Raw genomic sequence first — 17,060 nt, forward strand, 5'->3', positions numbered from 1 at the left:
TGGGCCTTAGCGGGGCTCGACCGAAAACTGAGGGACACATGGGACTCACCATCGGCGTCGACATCGGCGGCACGAAGATCGCGGCCGGCGTGGTCGACGAGGAGGGCAACATCCTCGACACGCACACCGTGCCCACCCCGCCGACCCCCGAAGGCATCGTCGACGCCATCTGCGACGCGGTCTCCCAGGCCGGCAAGGGGTACCAGATCGAGGCCGTCGGCATCGGCGCCGCGGGCTACGTCGACGACAAGCGCGCCACCGTCCTCTTCGCGCCGAACATCGACTGGCGGCACGAGCCGCTCAAGGACAAGGTCGAGCAGCGCGTCGGCCTGCCCGTCGTCGTCGAGAACGACGCCAACGCGGCGGCCTGGGGCGAGTACAAGTTCGGCGCCGGCAAGGGCCACGAGGACGTCATCTGCATCACCCTCGGCACCGGCCTCGGCGGCGGCATCATCATCGGCAACAAGCTGCGCCGCGGACGCTTCGGCGTGGCAGCCGAGTTCGGCCACATCCGGGTCGTCCCGGACGGTCTGCTGTGCGGCTGCGGCAGCCAGGGCTGCTGGGAGCAGTACGCCTCCGGGCGCGCGCTCGTCCGGTACGCCAGGCAGCGCGCCAACGCCACCCCGGAGCGCGCGGAGATCCTCCTCGGCCTCGGCGACGGCACCCCGGAGGGCATCGAGGGCAAGCACGTCAGCCAGGCCGCCCGCGCCGGCGACCCGGTGGCCGTCGACTCCTTCCGGGAGCTGGCCCGTTGGGCGGGCGCCGGTCTCGCCGACCTGGCCTCGCTCTTCGACCCCTCGGCGTTCATCGTCGGCGGCGGCGTCTCGGACGAGGGCGACCTCGTCCTCGACCCGATCCGCAAGTCCTTCCGGCGCTGGCTGATCGGCGGCCAGTGGCGCCCGCACGCGCAGGTCCTCGCGGCCCAGCTCGGCAACAAGGCCGGCCTGGTCGGCGCCGCCGACCTCGCCCGCCAGGGCTGACAGCCCCCCGGGCATACGACGACCGCCCGCCGCGTCCTCTCGGACCCGGCGGGCGGTCGTCGTATGTTGGCCGTCATGGCGATCAGTGAGCTGCCCAACTCCCGCACCGAGAGCGACGGTTCGGCCGTCCTCCGGGTCCTGAGCTACAACGTCCGTTCGATGCGCGACGACGAGGACGCCCTCGCCCGGGTGATCCGCGCCTGCGCCCCGGACCTCGTCTTCGTCCAGGAGGCCCCGCGCTTCTTCCGCTGGCGCAAACACGCCGCCCGGCTCGCCGCCAAGAGCGAGCTCGTCGTCCTGAGCGGCGGCGCCACCGCGGCCGGACCGCTCCTGCTCTGCTCCCTGCGGGCCACCGTGGAGCGGACCGAGGACGTCCTGCTGCCGCTCACCCCGGGCCTGCACCGGCGCGGCCTCGCGACCGCGGTCGTCCGCTTCGCCGGGGCCCGGCTCGGTCTCGTCAGCTGCCATCTGAGCCTGCGGAAGGACGAGCGGTACGCCCAGGCCGGGATGGTCCTCGACCGGGTCGCCGCCCTCGGCGCCCCGCACGCCCTGGTCGCCGGCGACCTCAACGAACGCCCCGGCGGACCCGCGTTCACCCGGCTCACGAAGGAGCTCCAGGACGGCTGGGCGGTGAGCCCCTGGGGTGGCGAGCACACCTCGACCCCGGCCGACCCGCACCAGCGCATCGACGCGATCCTGGCGACCCCCGGCGTCGAGTTCCTCGGCTGCGGAGTCCCCACGGACCTCGACCCGGCGGACCTGCGGGCCGCCACCGACCACCTCCCGGTGCTGGCCGCGGTCCGCGTCCCCGCGAACAGCTGACCGGCAGGCCGGATCCCGGGGCCCACGCCCCCGCGTCGGCGGACGCCCGTCGCTCGGCGACCGATGTCACCGCGGCGTCGGGAGGCTAGACGACCGCCCCGCGGCCCGGGTCGTCGAAGCCGTCGTCATCGTCGTCGTCGTGCTTCATACGGGCCACCAGGGTCGCGAAGCCGCCCAGGAAGCCGCCCACGCAGAGCGTCGTCAGCCACCAGGTCATGTCCCACTGGAGCAGGACGGCGAGCAGCATCAGGACCGGGCCGCCGACGACCGCGAGCCAGGCGAACCTGGTCGTCGTGTCCGCCTCGGGCAGCGGCGGCGGCTCCGGCGGGACGAAGTGGCCCTCGTCGGAGCCGCCCGCCTCGTCGTCGGCCTCGGCGGGGGAGTAGTCCCGGGGGCCGCCGGTCCGCACCCCGGGCGCGAACACGATCGAGCTGCCGAGCGCGGGCCGCTCGGGCCCCGCCTCCGGGTCCTCGTCCGCCTCGGGCTCCTCGGCCGGGGGCTTCGGCCTCGGCTTCCAGGTCGTGCCCTTCACGGGCCGTACCTCCTCGTCGGGCCCGTCCGTCTCCTCGGGCTCGGGCAGCGAGAGGTTCTCGACGGGCCGGAACGGCTTCGTCCCCGGAGGATCCGCGGGCTCCTCGCCGTACCCGGCGACGATCGCGGCCCAGGCCGCCTCCTCGTCGATGGGCTGCGGCTCCCGCTCCGGGCCGTCCTGCTGCTCAGCCACCGCTCCTGCTCCCCTTCCCGTCGACCAGATCCGGGGCCAGACGCTCGACGAAGGCCAGGCTCTCGTCGAAGATCCGCTCCGCGTCATGGTCCAACGTCGCCACGTGGTAGCTCTGTTCCAGCAGGACCTCCTTCACGTCCGTCGAGGAGATACGGGAGAGGATCCGGGCCGAGTCGGCCGGCGGCACGACGTGGTCCTGCGGGCTGTGGAGCAGTACCACCGGCTGCGTGACCTGCGGAAGCTCCCCGTCCACCGTCTGGAAGAACCGGCGCAGGGAGTGCGCGGCGTGCAGCGGCACCCGGTCGTAGCCGACCTCGGCCACGCCCTCCTTGGCGATGTCGCTGGCGATGCCCTTCGTGGAGGGGACCAGGTGCCGGACGACCGGCAGGGCGTACGCGGCGAGGCCGTGCACCTTGTTGCCCGGGTTGACGAGGACGATGCCCCGCACCGCGTCACCGTGCTGGGCGGCGAGCCGCAGCGTGAGGGCCCCGCCCATGGAGAGGCCGAAGACGAAGACGGTCCGGCAGCGCTCCAGGAGCTCGCGCAGGGCCCGGTCCGCCTCCGCGTACCAGTCGTGCCAGGTGGTGAGCTGCATGTCCTGCCAGCGGGTGCCGTGACCGGGCAGCAGCGGCACCGACACCGACAGGCCGCGCTCGGCCAGGTACTCGGCCCACGGGCGCATCGACTGCGGGGAACCGGTGAATCCGTGACAGAGAAGGACGCCGACCTCTCCGCCTTCATGGCGGTACGGCTCGGCTCCGGGAAGGACCGGCACCGGGGTCTCCTGTTCGGTTGCGACTCCGGCGTTCTCGGGTGCGCCGGAGCGACGGAAAATGGGGAAGGACCTTCACGGTACGCGACCGGACCGACACCGACCAGGGCCGTAGCGGGGGCCGTGCACCGGTACGGGATAAAGTCGTGGCGACGGCACACGGAAGGCTTGGCGAGTTGATCTACGGCGCAATGAAGTTCTCCATCGGAGGGTCCCTGAAGCTCGCCTTCCGGCCCTGGGTGGAGGGTCTGGAGAACATCCCCGCCGAGGGCCCCGCGATCCTCGCGAGCAACCACCTGTCCTTCTCGGACTCCTTCTTCCTCCCCGCCGTCCTCGACCGCAAGGTCACCTTCATCGCCAAGGCGGAGTACTTCACCACGCCCGGCGTGAAGGGCAAGCTCACCGCCGCCTTCTTCAAGGGCGTCGGCCAGCTCCCGGTGGACCGTTCGGGTGCCCGCGGCGCGGGCGAGGCGGCCATCAAGGCCGGCATCGAGGTCATCGAGGGCGGCGGGCTCTTCGGGATCTACCCCGAGGGCACCCGCTCGCCCGACGGCCGCCTCTACCGGGGCAAGCCCGGCGGTCTCGCGCGCGTGGCCCTGGCCACCGGCGCGCCCGTGATCCCGGTCGCCATGATCGACACCGAGAAGATCCAGCCGCCCGGCAAGGTCGTCCCCAAGCTGATGCGCCCGGGGATCCGGATCGGCAAGCCGCTGGACTTCACCCGCTACCAGGGCATGGAGGGGGACCGCTTCATCCTCCGCTCGGTGACCGACGAGGTCATGTACGAGATCATGAAGCTGTCCGGCCAGGAGTACGTCGACATCTACGCGACGGCCGCCAAGCGGCAGATCGCGGAGGCGGAGAAGGCGGCCAAGGAGGCCGTCAAGGCCGAGATCGCCGCTCGGGAAGAGTCCGGCGCGTAAGTCCCCGCGAGGGGCTTCTCAGGGGTGGGGAAGATGGCCAAGCGCGAGCGTGTCGTGCGCATGTCGGTCGAGCAGCCGCTGTGGCGGGCACTGGCCGGCTACCGCGTCCTGACGATGGTCTATGCCGTCCTGATCTTCGTCTTCGGCTGGAAGGGGTACGAGCGGCCCTGGGTCGCCGTCGGCTATCTGACGGTGATGAGCGTCTGGACGCTCGCGACCCTCCCCAGGGTCGCCAACGCGGCCAGCTGCACCAAGCGCTTCCTCGGCGCCGACCTCACGATCGCCCTCGTCGGCATCCTGCTCACCCCGCTCGCCGAGGCCCAGGCCCAGTCCGTCGACGGCCCCACCCTGCCGTCGATATGGACCGCCGGCGCCGTCCTCGCGTACGCGATCAAGGGCGGCTGGCGCTGGGCCGGAGTCGCCTCGTCCTTCGTCGCCGTCGCCAACATCATCGAGCGCGCCCACCCCAGCCGGGACACCTTCCACAACGTGCTGCTCGTCTGGGTGGCCTCCATCGCCGTCGGCTACATCGTCGAGGTCGCCCGCGCCTCCGAGCGCACCCTCGCCCGCGCCCTGGAGATCGAGGCCGCGACCCGGGAACGGGAGCGGCTCGCCCGCGACATCCACGACAGCGTCCTCCAGGTCCTCGCGATGGTGCAGCGGCGCGGCACGGCGCTCGGCGGCGAGGCCGCCGAACTCGGCCGGATGGCGGGGGAGCAGGAGGTCGCCCTCCGCACCCTCGTCGCGGGCGGGCTCACCCGGCCCAGCCTGGTCTCCGAGGACGAGTCCGAGGGCGCCTTCGTCCGGGTCGTCGAGGTCGACGACGACCCCCCTTACGGCGCCGGCGACGCGCCCGTCGACCTCCGCGTCCTGCTCGCCCCCCGCGCCGGGGCCAAGGTCACCCTCTCCGAGCCGGGCGCCCCGGTCCTGCTGCCGCCGCCCACCGCCCGGGAGCTGTCCAACGCCGTCGGCGCCGCCCTGGACAACGTCCGGGCGCACGCCGGGGCGGACGCGCACGCGTGGATCCTGATCGAGGACTGGACGGACGAGGTGATCGTCACCGTCCGGGACGACGGCCCCGGCATCCCGGAGGGCCGCCTCGCGGAGGCCTGGGGCGAGGGCCGGATGGGCGTCGCCCTGTCCATCCGGGGGAGACTGCGGGACCTGGGCGGCTCGGCCGAGCTGATCTCGGTCCCCGGCCAGGGCACGGAAGTCGAGTTGAAGGTTCCACGGGGGAAGGCAGGGGAGAAGTGAGCGAGCAGCGGATCAAGGTGATGGTCGTCGACGACCATCCGATGTGGCGGGACGCGGTCGCCCGTGACCTCGCCGAGGCGGGCTTCGACGTGGTCGCCACCGCCGGCGACGGCGAGCAGGCCGTGCGCCGCGCCGTCGCGGCCGGTCCCGACGTCCTCGTCCTTGACCTGAACCTGCCGGTCATGCCGGGCGTCCAGGTCTGCAAGGAGCTCGTCGGCGGCCGGCCCGAGCTGCGGGTCCTCGTCCTCTCGGCGAGCGGCGAGCACGCCGACGTCCTGGAGGCGGTCAAGTCCGGTGCCACCGGCTACCTCCTCAAGTCGGCCAGTACGGAGGAGCTGATCGACGCGGTACGCCGCACGGCCGTCGGCGACCCCGTCTTCACCCCGGGCCTGGCCGGCCTGGTCCTCGGCGAGTACCGCCGGCTCGCCTCCGAGCCCGCCCCGGCGGCCGGCGCCGACGAGCCGAAGGCCCCCCAGCTCACCGATCGCGAGACCGAGGTCCTGCGGCTCGTCGCGAAGGGCCTCAGCTACAAGCAGATCGCCGAGCGCCTGGTCATCTCGCACCGCACCGTGCAGAACCACGTCCAGAACACCCTGGGCAAGCTGCAGCTGCACAATCGGGTGGAGCTCGTCCGGTACGCCATCGAGCGCGGCCTCGACGACGCCTGAGACGGCCGGACATCACGAGGGGCCGTATATTCGCGGATATACGGCCCATCGTGATGTTGAGGGGAATCCCGTGGAAATCCTGGCATTCGGCGTGCAGGCGGACGAGAAGCCCCTCATCGAGAAGGCCTTCGAGGGCCACCACGACGTCCGCTGCCTGAGCGTCTTCCTCACCGAGGACACCGCGCCCATCGCCGCCGGCTACGAGATCATCTCCAGCAGCGTCAACGCCGTCCTGGACCACCGGGTCCTGCAGACCCTCGCGGCCGGCGGGACCCGGATGATCGCCCAGCGCTCGACCGGCTTCAACAACATCGACCTGGAGGTCGCCGAGCGCCTCGGCCTCACCGTCGCCCGGGTCTCGTACTACTCGCCGTACTCCGTCGCCGAGTTCGCCTGGACCCTCGCCACGGCCGTCAACCGCCGCATCGTCCGCGCCTCCAACCGGACCCGCGACTTCGACTTCCGGCTGGACGGACTGATGGGCCGTGACCTGCGGGGCCGCACCGTCGGCGTCCTCGGCACCGGCAAGATCGGCGAGGCCTTCACCCGGATCGCCCACGGCTTCGGCATGAACCTCCTCGGCTGGGACGTCGCCGAGAACCCCGCCTGCGTGGCACTCGGCATGAAGTACGTCGAGAAGGAACGGCTCCTCGCCGAGGCCGACCTCGTCAGCCTCCACGTCCCGCTGCTCCCCGCCACCCGGCACCTCATCGACGCCGCCGCCCTCAGGGCCATGAAGGACGACGCCATCCTGGTGAACTCCAGCCGCGGCGGGCTCATCGACACCGAGGCCCTCGTCGCCGAACTCCGGTCCGGCCGCTTCGCCGGCGTCGGCCTCGACGTGTACGAGGCGGAGGCCGGGCTCTTCTACCTCGACAAGTCCCTGGAGGTCGTCGAGGACGACACCCTGGCCCGCCTGGTCACCTTCCCGAACGTGGTGGTCACCTCCCACCAGGCCTACTACACGACCGACGCGGTCGGCCAGATCGTCGACACCACCGTCCAGAACGTCCTCGACTACACCGCCGGCCGGCGCAGCGAGAACGTCCTGGTACCGAGGACCGCCCCCTAGACCAGCACGCCCGCGAGCAGCGAGGCCGTGAGCGCCGCGCCGTCCGTCGTGAGCACCGACTCCGGGTGGAACTGCACTCCGGCGAAGCCCGGCCCGCGCAGGGCGTGCACCTCGCCGGTCTCCGCGTCCCGGCTCACCTCGATGCGGTGCAGCGCCAGCTCCGTCGCCGTCCGGTCGTCACACCGGGCCGTGAAGCTGTTGTAGAAACCGACCGTCTGCTCCTGCCCGAAGAGGTCGATCCGCAGCTGCGCCCCCTGGAACGGCGTCCGCTTGCGGACGATGTCCAGGCCCAGTTCGGCCGCGATCAGCTCGTGCCCGAGGCAGACGCCCAGCAGGCCGTGACGGTGCCCCCGGACGAGCTCCGCCGTCAGGCCGCGCAGGAAGCGCATCTTCGGGTCGGCGACGTCCGAGGGGTTCCCGGGGCCGGGCCCCAGGACGACGGGCCCCTCGTGGGCGAGGGCCAGCTCCCGCAGCCCCGGCTCGTCGTAGCGCAGCACCGACACCTCCAGGCCGGAGGAGCGCAGGACGTGCGCGAGCATCGCCGTGAAGGTGTCCTCGGCGTCGATCACCAGCGCGTGCCCGGACAACTCCGCCGACCGGACCTGCATCTTCAGCCAGAACGGCGCCAGGTCCGCGCGGCGCGCGTCCAGCGCGGCCCGCACCCTGGGGTCCTCGGCGAGCGGCGGCGGCACCACGGCCTCGTCGCGCGGCCGCCCCTCCCACACCCCCAGGGCGGCCAGCACGCCCGCCGCCTTCGCGTGGGTCTCGGCGACCTCGCCCGCCGGGTCCGAGTGCCGTACGAGCGTCGCCCCGACCGGCACCCGGAGCCGGCCGTCGGGCGCGATGTCGGCCGTACGGATCAGGATGGGCGAGTCCAGCGTCTGCGCCCCGTTCGCGTCCGTGCCGAGCAGGGCGAGCGCCCCCGCGTAGTAGCCGCGCCCACCGGTCTCGTGACGCTCGATCACCCGGCAGGCGTTCTGCACGGGCGAGCCGGTCACGGTCGCCGCGAACATCGTCTCCCGCAGCACGTCCCGCACGTCGAGCGAGGACCGGCCGCGCAACTCGTACTCCGTGTGCGCGAGATGGGCCATCTCCTTGAGGCGCGGTCCGACCACCACCCCGCCCATGTCGCCGACCGTGCACATCATCTTGAGCTCCTCGTCCACCACCATGGAGAGCTCCTCGGTCTCCTTGCGGTCGGCGAGGAAGGCGAGCAGGTCCTCGGCCGTCGGGGCTGCCCCGGCCGGGTAGCGGTACGTGCCGCTGATCGGGTTCATCACGACCGTGCCCCCCGACATCCGGACGTGCACCTCGGGGCTCGCCCCGACGAGCGTCCGGTCCCCGGTGTGCACCACGAACGTCCAGTACGCGCCCCGCTCGCCCGCCAGCAGCCGCCGGAACAGGGCGAGCGCGTCGGCGCGCCCGAAGCCCGGGATCTCGCCGGTGTAGGTGCGCCGGATCACGAAGTTCGCGCCCTCGCCGGAGCCGATCTCCTCGTCGATGACCCGCCGCACGGTCTCCGCGTACTCCTCGTCGGAGACGTCGAACCCGCCGCCCTCCACCCGTACCCCATGGGTGGGCAACGCGGCCAGGGCCTCGTCGAGCGGCAGCTCGTACGCCTCGTCGGCGACGAGCACGGAGAGCGGGGTGCCGTCGTCCCGCACGTCGAAGCCGCGCTCGCGGATCTGCCGGAACGGCACGAGCGCGAGCGTCGGCATCGGCCCCACGGGCAGCTCCGCGAGGCGCTCGGCCTCGTGGACCCGGCCGATCAGCACCTCGACGGTGTCGTGGTCACGGCCGGGGGTGCGCCGGCGCAGCAGCGCGAAGGGAGGGCAGGAGGGGTCGAGGAGACGGGAAAGGTCCATGGGGCGGGTCGTTCCTTCCGAGTGGAATACGGAGAGGAGGAACGGCCCGGGCACGAGAAAGGCCGCCCCTCGGGCGGCCTTTGCGTGTGTGGGTGTACGCGCAGTCAGTGGGCCGCCGGATGAGCGGTCCACCACCAGTTCTGGGTCTGCGAGGCGTACGACATGCGAGCACTGTAACGCAGCCCGGGCACGGAACGGGGCCCGGTCCGCACCGTGGACGGTGCGAGCCGGGCCCCGAGGCCGGGCGAACTACCCGATCAGAAGATCAGGTTGTAGGACTGCCAGCCCGGACCGACCTGCACGCGCGAGGCGTACGGGGCGGTGGCGCTGCCGGTGCCCTTGTAGAGCCACAGCGCGCCGGCGCTGTCACGGGCGACGAAGTCGACCTTGCCGTCACCGGTGATGTCACTCGGACCGGTGATGCTGTTGTAGATCTGCCAGCCGGTGCCGACCTTGACGCGGGCGGCGTACGGGGCGGTGGCGCTGCCGGTGCCCTTGTACAGCCAGAGCACGCCGGCGCTGTCGCGGCCGATCATGTCCGCCTTGCCGTCGGAGGTCAGGTCGCCGGTGCTGACGATGGTGTTGTAGATCTGCCAGCCGGTGCCGATCTGCACCCGGGGGGCGAAAGGCGTCGCCGGGGTGCCGGTGCCCTTGTACAGCCACAGGGCACCCGACTTCTCGCGGGCGATCAGGTCCGGCTTGGAGTCCCCGGTGAGGTCGCGGACGCCGGTGATCCGGTCGTAGATCTGCCAGCCGCCGCCGATCTTCAGGCGCGTCTTGAACGGCGCGGACGCGTTGCCGCTGCCCTGGTAGTACCAGAGGACACCGGAGGCGTCCCGGGCCACGGCGTCACCGGTGCCGTCGGCCCGCAGGGCGGTCAGCGGGGTGACGGTGTTGTAGATCTGCCAGCCGGCGCCGACCTTGTACCGGGTCAGGAACGGGCTGGTGGCGCTGCCGGTGCCCTGGTACTGCCAGAGGACACCGGAGCCGTCCCGGGCGAGGAGGTTGTAGCGGTTGTCGGCGCGGAGGGGCGCCGTGGTGGCGACCTCCTTGACGTCGCTCGCCTTCACCCACGCCATGCGGTGGTTGAAGCGGATCGGGATGAAGATGTTGGTCGTGCCGACGACACGGGTGCCGTCGGTGTTGTAGGCGCTGTAGTAGTAGTCGCCCGCGACCGGCTCACCGGCCTTCACGTACAGCTGCCCGGCCGGGAGGCTGTACTTCGTCAGCGACGCGCCGTTGCTGGCCTGGACCGGGACGCCGGTGCCCGTGTAGGCGGCGTCCTCCGGGTAGGCGCGGCCGTAGACCGGGACGGAGGTGAGGCCGTCCTTGGCGGTGATCGCCGTCTTCACGCCCACGGGGGCCGTGTACTGGCCGCCCGGGTTGTAGAACCAGGCCTTCTTGCCGCCGTACCAGATGGCGGTCCAGTCGGTCCGGGACTCGGCGACGACGTGGGTGCTGCCGGCGGTGACCTTGTTCGCCCATGTGGAGCCGAACTGCCAGCCCGAGCCCAGCCCGATGTACGGGTCTGTCAGCGCCTTGGTCTGGTCAGCCACCGGCTCCGAGTAGAGGTAGCCGAAGTTGACCGGCAGCGCGACGGTGGTCTTGGTGACGTACTGGTCGCCGACCTTCTCCGTGTACTTCAGCTGCTGCTGGTTGGCCGAGGTGAACGGCGGGACGATCCGCACGAGCTGTCCGGCCTGGAGGGGGCCGCCCGCGCCACCGGCACCGGTGGGGGCGCCCACCAGCGTCATGAAGTGGTTCCAGTCCCAGAACGGGCCCGGGTCCCAGTGGTCCTGGATCTTGGAGTCCAGGATGCTCGGCACGTCGTCGTGGCCGATGATGTGCTCGCGGTCCAGCGGGATGGAGAACTTCGCCGCCAGGTACTTCACGAGGGCCGCGGAGGACTCGTACTCGGGCTCGGTGTACCAGCCGGAGTCGCCCTTGATGGCGTAACCCTCGTGCTCGATGCCGATCGAGTGCATGTTGAGAGTCTTGTTGCCGGCGTGGTACGCCTCGTTCTTGGTCTCCACCATCTGCGTCACGCGACCGTCAGCGCGGACGATGTAGTGGGCGCTGGCGTAGCTCAGCGGATTCTGGAAGACACTGACGGCCCCGTCGTGGTTGCCCTCGATGTCGTGGATGACGATCTGGCGGACGTCGAAGCCGTTCGCGGGACGGCTCGCGATGTTGTAGTTGCCGTCGTTCTGCGAGTAGGCGGCCGGGATGAACGCGCAAACCAGGCCGGTCGGGCACTCGACCGCCGGGTCCTCGGTGGTGGCCGTGAAGCTCGCCGCCAGCGGCACGTTCGACGCCTTGACCGGCTTCACCGACGGGTCCGCCGGCAGGACGACCTGCTCGCCGTCCGCGGTGATCTCCCGTTCACCCGTCTTGATGGACTCGAAGACGCGCTTCGCGAAGAGGTCGGCGCCCTTCCGGTCCTCGGACTGGCTGTAGCGGGCCACGGCCGGGTACCAGTTGCCGGCGTCGTCGGACAGCTCGGCGCCGGCCTGCTTCTGGTACTCGGCGAGGAGCGCGGCACCAGCGCGGATCGAGGCGGCCGTGTCGTTCTGCACGGACTCGGTCGAGCCGTCGATCAGCTCGGCGGCCTTGTCGAGCGTGTGCAGCGTCGGGTCGGAGGTGTCGATCTTCTTCTCGGGGAGGGAGGCCAGCGCCTTCTTCCCGTCGAACCGCTTCTCGATGCGCGGGTCGCCGCTCCGGTTCATCAGATCGAGCAGCTGCTCGTCCGTGTCCTGCTCGACGTCCTCCGGGTCGACCTTCGTCAACCCCATGACGTTGTACGCACCCGTGGTGCTGGGGACACCGTCGTGCGACTCCCAGCGCGTCTGGCGGTACGACACGGCCATCAGCACGCTCTGCGGGACATCGAACTCGCGGGCGGCGTTTGCGAACTGCGTCTGGAGGGAAGGGTCACTTCCGGAGCTGCCGTCGCCCGCGCCGAGGAGGCCCGGTGAGGCGACCGCGATGGTGCCGATCGTGGCGGTGGCGACGACGGCCGCCGCCGCTCCGTACAAGAGTCGTTTCTTCTTGCGATCCCTGCGATGCCTCTGGGTCACGCCCACCCCTGTGAATTCGACTTTGCTCTTGTGAAACGGGCCAGAGGGTAACACCACTCGATGGCGTGAAGATCCCCGTGTGACATTTCGGGCGCGCGTCTCAGCCAATGGGCAGAGGGACAGGACCGGACGAAGAACCCCGTAATGTTGTGCATGTGACCGTGAACGCTGATTCCCACGCCGTCGCCAAGGCGACCTGGCGAGACCTGCCCGCGGCGCAGCAGCCCGAGTACCCCGATGCCGAGGCTCTGCGCGATGTGATCGCGGACCTCGAGTCGTATCCTCCGCTCGTCTTCGCCGGCGAGTGCGACCAGCTGCGCGCCCGGATGGGAGCCGTCGCCCGTGGCGAGGCGTTCCTGCTCCAGGGCGGCGACTGCGCCGAGGCCTTCGACGCCGTGTCCGCCGACCACATCAGGGCCAAGCTCAAGACGCTGCTCCAGATGAGCGCCGTCCTCACCTACGCGGCCTCCGTGCCGGTCGTGAAGGTCGGCCGCATCGCCGGCCAGTACTCGAAGCCCCGCTCCAAGGGGACCGAGACCCGCGACGGCGTGACCCTGCCGACCTACCGCGGCGACTCCGTCAACGGCTTCGACTTCAACGAGAAGGCCCGCATCCCGGACCCCGAGCGGCTGAAGCGGATGTACAACGCCTCCGCCTCCACGCTCAACCTGGTCCGCGCCTTCACCACCGGTGGCTACGCCGACCTGCGCCAGGTGCACGCCTGGAACCAGGACTTCGTGAAGTCGTCCCCCTCGGGCCAGCGCTACGAGGCGCTCGCCCGCGAGATCGACAACGCCCTGAACTTCATGAAGGCCTGTGGCACCGACCCGGCCGAGTTCAAGGCCGTCGAGTTCTACGCCTCCCACGAGGCGCTGCTGCTCGACTACGAGGGCGCCCTGACCCGTACGGACTCGCGCACCGGCAAGCTGTACGACACCTCCGGCCACATGGTCTGGATCGGTGAGCGCACCCGTCAGCTCGACCACGCGCACATCGAGTTCTGCTCGCAGATCGCCAACCCGATCGGCATCAAGCTCGGCCCGACCACCACGGTCGACGAGGCGCTCAGCTACATCGACCGTCTCGACCCGGACCGCGAGCCGGGCCGGCTGACCTTCATCGTCCGCATGGGCGCCGACAAGGTCCGCGACAAGCTCCCCGAGCTGGTCGAGAAGGTCACCGCCTCCGGCGCGGTCGTCGCCTGGGTCACCGACCCGATGCACGGCAACACCTTCGAGGCGGCCTCGGGCCACAAGACCCGCCGCTTCGACGACGTGCTCGACGAGGTCAAGGGCTTCTTCGAGGTCCACAAGGCGCTCGGCACCCACCCGGGCGGCATCCACGTCGAGCTCACCGGTGACGACGTCACCGAGTGCGTGGGCGGCGGCGACGAGATCTTCGTCGACGACCTGCACCAGCGCTACGAGACGGCCTGCGACCCGCGGCTCAACCGCAGCCAGTCGCTCGACCTGGCCTTCCTGGTGGCGGAGATGTACCGCGATCAGTAAGTAGGTTCCTACGGGGATGGGGCACGGATCGCTGTGATCCGTGCCCCATCGTCGTATCGAGGGCTTTTACGCCTTCGGGGTGCCGGGTAAGGTTAGGTTAGCCTTAACGATCTCGGCGGGAGGTGAACCGCGTGTACGTCTGCTCATGCTTCGGTGTCACGGAGAAGCAGGTCAAGGAGCACGCGGACGCGGGCGCCTGCACGCCCCGCCAGATAGCCTCCGCCTGCAAGGCCGGCACGGACTGCGGCTCCTGCGTCCGTCGCATTCAAGCCATTCTCGGGCGCGGCAACTGCCCGCGACGCGAGCTCGTGGACCAGGGCATGCCCGCCCTGACGGCCGAGACGGTCACGGAGCTCCAGGAAGCGGCCTAGAGCCCGTCTGACGGACTCAGCTCGGCTGCTCGATGAGCGTCGAGAGGTACAGCGCCTCACCCAGGGACTCGATCAGCTCCAGCTGCGTGTCCAGGTAGTCGATGTGGTGCTCCTCGTCGGCGAGGATCTCCTCGAAGAGGTTGGCGGACGTGACGTCCCCCTTGGCGCGCATGACCTCGATCCCGCGCTTGAGGCGGTCGATCGCCTCCACCTCGACCTGGCGGTCCGCCTGGAACATCTCGGTGATCGTCTGGCCGACCCGCACATGGAAGAGCCGCTGGTAGTTGGGCAGGCCGTCGAGCATCAGGATGCGCTCGGTCAGCTTGTCCGCGTGCTTCATCTCGTCGATGGACTCTTCGCGGGTGTACTTGGCGAGCTTCGTCCACCCCTTGTTGTCCTGGATGCGGTAATGCAGCCAGTACTGGTTGATGGCCGTCAGCTCGCCGGTCAGCTGCTCGTTGAGGAACTCGAGGACCTCGGGGTCGCCCTGCATCGCTTCAGGATCCTTCCACGGTACGTGTCCATGCCGTCACTAGGCGGGATGGCCGCATCCTCGCACCCCGAATGGGGGGCGTCCAGTAAGTGCAGGCTTAGTCGGACTTGCCCGAATCGAGCCGCCCGCCCGGTCGCTTGGTCATGACCACCCCTCGCCGTCTGTCACCATGGATGACATGGGTCAGCCGGAGAGCGGAGTACACCGGGAAGCGGGTCAGCCGGATCGTTCGCCGGAGCTTCCGCCGGATCTGCCGCCGGGGCAGCGCCTCCAGCGCGGCTGGCCGGTCACCCATTACGGGCCCGTCCCCAGGTTCAAGCCCGACCGCTGGGAGTTCCGCGTCTTCGGCGCGACGGCCGACGGCGACAAGCGGTGCTGGAACCACGAGGAGTTCTCGGCCCTGCCGTTCTCCACGGTCGTGGCCGATCTGCACTGCGTCACGAAATTCAGCATGCTCGGGGCCGAATGGGGTGGTGTCCCCGCCCGCACGGTCCTGGAGCTCGCCCCGCCCGCGCCCCACGTCACGCACGTGATGGTCTGGGCCGAGTACGGCTACAGCGCCAACATGCGGCTCGCCGACTTCGCCTCGGACCGTACGATTTTCGCCACCCACAAGGACGGGGAGCTGCTCACCGCCGAGCACGGCTTCCCGCTGCGGCTCGTCGTCCCGCACCTCTACGCCTGGAAGGGGCCGAAGTGGGTCCGGGGCGTGGAGTACATGGCGGCCGACCGGCGGGGCTTCTGGGAGGAGCGCGGCTACCACAACCTCGGTGACCCGTGGCGGGAGCAGCGCTACTCGTACCAGGAGGAACCCGGAGACGGCCCGGAGCTGTAGCAGCTCCGGACCGCCTCGGTGGTGGTGTCGTTCAGTGGTGGTACTGGTGGACCACCGCGTGGCCCTTGCCGCGGCCGATCATCCACTTGTTGACCGGGGTGGTGAGCACGAAGGCGACGCCGAGCGAGATCGCGAGGACGATCCAGAAGAGCGGCTCGTCGAGATGCGCGTCCATGGCGCCGGGCCAGAGGGCGATGACGCCGTTGTCGATGATCTCCATGACGGCGATGGAGAGGGTGTCGGCGGCGAGAGCGACCTTGAAGGCTGTCCTGAAATCGACGCCGGCCTTGAGGATGCCGCGCAGGGTGAGCGCGTAGCCGAAGAAGAAGGCCAGGATGATCGCGAGGATCATCGTCGGCACATTGCCCCAGCCGAACGCGGTGCCGATGATCATGCCGAGGATCTCGCCGATGGCGCAGCCGGTGAGGCAGTGCAGGGTGGCCTGGGCGGCCATGGCCCAGGAGACGGTGCCGCCGGGGGTGTGATGGTGCTCCTCGTGGCCGGCGTGACCTGCGTGCTCCTCGTGGCCGGTGTGACCTGAGTGACCCGCGTGCTCGGCGTGATCCGCGTGGGCGGAGTGGTCCATGTGGCTGCCGTGGTCCGCATGGCCTTCGTGGCCGGCGTGAGCCAGGTGGGCCTCGTGGCCCTCGTGACCCGCATGACCCGCACGGTCGGCGTGAGCTTCATGCCCTGCGTGGCCCGCGTGGCCCTCGTGTTCGTGGTGCTCGTGCGCTTCGTGCTTCATGGGAGTGCCCCCGATCCCCTCTACGGATCCTGCCGCCTCCAGGAAAACCGTATACCCCTCTAGGGTATTCCTCAACAGGAATGATCAAAAAGGGCGCTCGCGGAGCTTCTTCAGGAGCTCGATGTCGGCGACGTGCCCGTCCTTGCCGCCAGGGGTCTCGATGATCAACGGTACGTTCTCCGTGGCCGGATGGCGCAGGAGATTGCGGAACGCCTCCTCGCCGATGTGGCCGGACCCGATGTTCGCGTGGCGGTCCTTGTGGGCGCCCACGACGTCCTTCGAGTCGTTGGCGTGGATGAGCTTCAGGCGTCCCTCGCCGACCGTCTCCACCAGCAGGTCCAGCGTCTGCGCCGCCCCGTGCGGCCCGGCCAGGTCGTGCCCGGCGGCGAAGATGTGGCAGGTGTCGAGGCAGACGCCCAGCCTGGGGTGGTGGTCGAGGGCGTCGAAGTACGGGCCGAAGTCCCAGGTCCGCGAGCAGAGCGAGAAGCCCTGGCCCGCCGTCGACTCCAGGAGCAGATACGGGTCGTCCTCGTGGGTCAGCTCGTCGAGGAGCGGCAGCATGCGCTCGCGCACCTGGGCGAGGGCCACCTCGCGCGGGCGGCCGCCGGTCGCCGAGCCGGTGTGGACCACGACGCCCTGCGCACCGATCTCCCGGCCGCGGCGCAGCGAGTGCCGCAGCGACTCCACGGACTTCTCCACCGTGGCCTCGGTGTGGGAGCCGAAGTTGATCAGGTACGGGGCGTGCACCCAGGCCGAGATCGACTCGGCCTCGCACTCGGCACGGAACCGCTCGTCCTGGGCCGGGTTGCCCACCGGCGTGGCCCAGCCGCGCGGGTTGGCGACGAAGACCTGCACGGTCTCGGCGCCGAGCTCGCGGGCGTAGCCGAGGCCGACCGTGGCGAGGCCACCGGCCACGGGGACATGGCCGCCGACGGGGTTGCGCATGAGTCT

Annotated in this window: 18 protein-coding genes; 10 read left to right on the forward strand and 8 right to left on the reverse strand. The window is 70.6% G+C overall.

The features are described from left to right. The first annotated feature begins 38 nt into the window (after window positions 1-38). The gene (locus tag ACF07V_RS10180; RefSeq protein ID WP_392152913.1) at window positions 39-980 is read left to right on the forward strand and encodes an ROK family glucokinase; all 942 of its coding nucleotides are present in this window, start codon (window positions 39-41) and stop codon (window positions 978-980) included. A 75-nt stretch (window positions 981-1,055) separates the two neighbouring features. Continuing rightward, a complete protein-coding gene (locus ACF07V_RS10185; protein WP_392152914.1) occupies window positions 1,056-1,802 on the forward strand; it encodes an endonuclease/exonuclease/phosphatase family protein in 747 nt (248 codons plus the stop codon). Between the two features lie 85 nt (window positions 1,803-1,887). On the opposite strand, the gene ACF07V_RS10190 is transcribed toward ACF07V_RS10185, so the two are convergent. Continuing rightward, window positions 1,888-2,526, reverse strand: coding sequence for a hypothetical protein (locus tag ACF07V_RS10190; protein WP_392152915.1), 639 nt, complete (start codon window positions 2,524-2,526; stop codon window positions 1,888-1,890). Next, on the reverse strand, window positions 2,519-3,301 hold the full coding sequence (locus ACF07V_RS10195; RefSeq protein ID WP_392152917.1) for an alpha/beta hydrolase: 783 nt from the start codon (window positions 3,299-3,301) through the stop codon (window positions 2,519-2,521). The genes ACF07V_RS10190 and ACF07V_RS10195 overlap by 8 nt, the downstream gene beginning before the upstream one ends. A 173-nt stretch (window positions 3,302-3,474) precedes the next feature. On the opposite strand from ACF07V_RS10195, the gene ACF07V_RS10200 reads away from it, so the two are divergent. The 4 genes from ACF07V_RS10200 (at window position 3,475) to ACF07V_RS10215 (ending at window position 7,215) form a co-directional block, all read left to right on the forward strand. Then, complete coding sequence (locus tag ACF07V_RS10200) at window positions 3,475-4,221, forward strand: 1-acyl-sn-glycerol-3-phosphate acyltransferase (RefSeq protein WP_174518248.1); 747 nt, start codon at window positions 3,475-3,477, stop codon at window positions 4,219-4,221. Window positions 4,222-4,254: 33 nt separating this feature from the next. Then, window positions 4,255-5,475, forward strand: a complete 1,221-nt coding sequence (gene macS, locus ACF07V_RS10205; RefSeq protein ID WP_392152919.1) for a MacS family sensor histidine kinase — start codon at window positions 4,255-4,257, stop codon at window positions 5,473-5,475. A gap of 20 nt (window positions 5,476-5,495) precedes the next feature. Further along, window positions 5,496-6,143: a response regulator gene (locus ACF07V_RS10210; protein ID WP_392153425.1), complete on the forward strand. Its 648-nt coding sequence runs from the start codon at window positions 5,496-5,498 to the stop codon at window positions 6,141-6,143. 70 nt (window positions 6,144-6,213) lie between these two features. After that, entirely contained in the window at window positions 6,214-7,215 is a 1,002-nt protein-coding gene (locus ACF07V_RS10215; protein WP_392152921.1) for a 2-hydroxyacid dehydrogenase, read from the forward strand. Here ACF07V_RS10215 and ACF07V_RS10220 read toward each other — a convergent pair. The 3 genes from ACF07V_RS10220 to ACF07V_RS10230 form a co-directional block, all read right to left on the reverse strand. After that, window positions 7,212-9,080, reverse strand: a complete 1,869-nt coding sequence (locus ACF07V_RS10220; protein WP_392152923.1) for an anthranilate synthase family protein — start codon at window positions 9,078-9,080, stop codon at window positions 7,212-7,214. The genes ACF07V_RS10215 and ACF07V_RS10220 overlap by 4 nt on opposite strands. A gap of 104 nt (window positions 9,081-9,184) precedes the next feature. After that, window positions 9,185-9,244: a trp operon leader peptide gene (locus ACF07V_RS10225; RefSeq protein WP_351181052.1), complete on the reverse strand. Its 60-nt coding sequence runs from the start codon at window positions 9,242-9,244 to the stop codon at window positions 9,185-9,187. Between the two features lie 93 nt (window positions 9,245-9,337). Further along, the gene (locus tag ACF07V_RS10230; RefSeq protein WP_392152925.1) at window positions 9,338-12,157 is read right to left on the reverse strand and encodes an N-acetylmuramoyl-L-alanine amidase; all 2,820 of its coding nucleotides are present in this window, start codon (window positions 12,155-12,157) and stop codon (window positions 9,338-9,340) included. A gap of 107 nt (window positions 12,158-12,264) precedes the next feature. Here ACF07V_RS10230 and ACF07V_RS10235 point away from each other — a divergent pair, with 107 nt between their 5' ends. Next, entirely contained in the window at window positions 12,265-13,665 is a 1,401-nt protein-coding gene (locus ACF07V_RS10235; protein WP_392152927.1) for a class II 3-deoxy-7-phosphoheptulonate synthase, read from the forward strand. A gap of 122 nt (window positions 13,666-13,787) precedes the next feature. Next, window positions 13,788-14,036: a (2Fe-2S)-binding protein gene (locus tag ACF07V_RS10240; RefSeq protein WP_359515867.1), complete on the forward strand. Its 249-nt coding sequence runs from the start codon at window positions 13,788-13,790 to the stop codon at window positions 14,034-14,036. A 16-nt stretch (window positions 14,037-14,052) separates the two neighbouring features. Here the strand turns inward: ACF07V_RS10240 and bfr are convergent, their stop codons facing one another. Then, window positions 14,053-14,529 (reverse strand): bacterioferritin, encoded by a 477-nt coding sequence (gene bfr, locus ACF07V_RS10245; protein ID WP_392152930.1) that lies wholly within the window; start codon window positions 14,527-14,529, stop codon window positions 14,053-14,055. A gap of 178 nt (window positions 14,530-14,707) precedes the next feature. Between bfr and ACF07V_RS10250 the strand changes: the two genes are divergently transcribed. After that, on the forward strand, window positions 14,708-15,364 hold the full coding sequence (locus tag ACF07V_RS10250; protein ID WP_392152931.1) for a sulfite oxidase-like oxidoreductase: 657 nt from the start codon (window positions 14,708-14,710) through the stop codon (window positions 15,362-15,364). A gap of 31 nt (window positions 15,365-15,395) precedes the next feature. Here the strand turns inward: ACF07V_RS10250 and ACF07V_RS10255 are convergent, their stop codons facing one another. Then, a complete protein-coding gene (locus tag ACF07V_RS10255) occupies window positions 15,396-15,950 on the reverse strand; it encodes a DUF4396 domain-containing protein (protein ID WP_392152933.1) in 555 nt (184 codons plus the stop codon). Window positions 15,951-15,968: 18 nt separating this feature from the next. Here ACF07V_RS10255 and ACF07V_RS10260 point away from each other — a divergent pair, with 18 nt between their 5' ends. Next, entirely contained in the window at window positions 15,969-16,172 is a 204-nt protein-coding gene (locus tag ACF07V_RS10260) for a hypothetical protein (RefSeq protein WP_392152935.1), read from the forward strand. A gap of 21 nt (window positions 16,173-16,193) precedes the next feature. Here ACF07V_RS10260 and ACF07V_RS10265 read toward each other — a convergent pair whose 3' ends face one another. Further along, the gene (locus ACF07V_RS10265) at window positions 16,194-17,054 is read right to left on the reverse strand and encodes a deoxyribonuclease IV (protein ID WP_392152938.1); all 861 of its coding nucleotides are present in this window, start codon (window positions 17,052-17,054) and stop codon (window positions 16,194-16,196) included. Between the last annotated feature and the right edge of the window lie 6 nt (window positions 17,055-17,060).

Source organism: Streptomyces sp. NPDC015661 (assembly GCF_043077765.1).
Lineage (GTDB): Bacteria > Actinomycetota > Actinomycetes > Streptomycetales > Streptomycetaceae > Streptomyces.

Excerpts from the sequence above, each read along its gene's own strand:
- ACF07V_RS10180 (WP_392152913.1), top strand. The coding sequence starts at position 39 with ATGGGACTCACCATCGGCGTCGACATCGGCGGCACGAAGATCGCGGCC.
- ACF07V_RS10185 (WP_392152914.1), top strand. The coding sequence starts at position 1,056 with ATGGCGATCAGTGAGCTGCCCAACTCCCGCACCGAGAGCGACGGTTCG.
- macS (WP_392152919.1), top strand. The coding sequence starts at position 4,255 with ATGGCCAAGCGCGAGCGTGTCGTGCGCATGTCGGTCGAGCAGCCGCTG.
- ACF07V_RS10210 (WP_392153425.1), top strand. The coding sequence starts at position 5,496 with ATGGTCGTCGACGACCATCCGATGTGGCGGGACGCGGTCGCCCGTGAC.
- ACF07V_RS10220 (WP_392152923.1), bottom strand. The coding sequence starts at position 9,080 with ATGGACCTTTCCCGTCTCCTCGACCCCTCCTGCCCTCCCTTCGCGCTG.
- ACF07V_RS10235 (WP_392152927.1), top strand. The coding sequence starts at position 12,265 with ATGGGCAGAGGGACAGGACCGGACGAAGAACCCCGTAATGTTGTGCAT.
- bfr (WP_392152930.1), bottom strand. The coding sequence starts at position 14,529 with ATGCAGGGCGACCCCGAGGTCCTCGAGTTCCTCAACGAGCAGCTGACC.
- ACF07V_RS10250 (WP_392152931.1), top strand. The coding sequence starts at position 14,708 with ATGGGTCAGCCGGAGAGCGGAGTACACCGGGAAGCGGGTCAGCCGGAT.
- ACF07V_RS10255 (WP_392152933.1), bottom strand. The coding sequence starts at position 15,950 with ATGGACCACTCCGCCCACGCGGATCACGCCGAGCACGCGGGTCACTCA.
- ACF07V_RS10260 (WP_392152935.1), top strand. The coding sequence starts at position 15,969 with ATGGCCTTCGTGGCCGGCGTGAGCCAGGTGGGCCTCGTGGCCCTCGTG.
- ACF07V_RS10265 (WP_392152938.1), bottom strand. The coding sequence starts at position 17,054 with ATGCGCAACCCCGTCGGCGGCCATGTCCCCGTGGCCGGTGGCCTCGCC.